Raw genomic sequence first — 414 nt, 5'->3', positions numbered from 1 at the left:
CTGCTCAGCGCCGCCCGCCCGAAGTTCCCGCGACTGGGCAAGGTGTGGGCCGATGGCGGCTACGCCAACGTCGTGGACACCTCGCTGATCACCCACGCCCGCGACGAGCTCGGGCTGGAACTGGAGATCGTCCGCCGCTGCGATGACGTGCGAGGCTTCCAGGTGCTGCCCCGCAGGTGGGTGGTCGAACGCAGCTTCGGGTGGTTGACGAGGAGCAGGCGATTGGCACGGGACTACGAGCGCAAGACCGAACACGCCGAGGCCATGATCAAGGTCGCCATGATCAGGCTGATGGCCGCCCGGCTCACCGGACGGCACATCGAACCTCACGGACCGATCGAGACCGAAGCCGCCCGCCGACTGGCCGAAGACCTCGACTCCGACAAGTAGCCGATCAAATACCCAACACCCTCT

The 414-nt window shown here is 66.4% G+C and carries 1 protein-coding gene; it reads left to right on the top strand.

All coding sequences use genetic code 11. From position 1 onward, the window contains the following. A partial coding sequence (locus IN07_RS08285; protein ID WP_036335085.1) for an IS5 family transposase occupies positions 1-390 on the top strand: 390 nt, incomplete at its 5' end. Positions 391-414 lie beyond the last annotated feature (24 nt).

Source organism: Modestobacter caceresii, assembly GCF_000761485.1.
Lineage (GTDB): Bacteria > Actinomycetota > Actinomycetes > Mycobacteriales > Geodermatophilaceae > Modestobacter > Modestobacter caceresii.
This window is presented reverse-complemented; position numbering and strand designations above follow the sequence as displayed.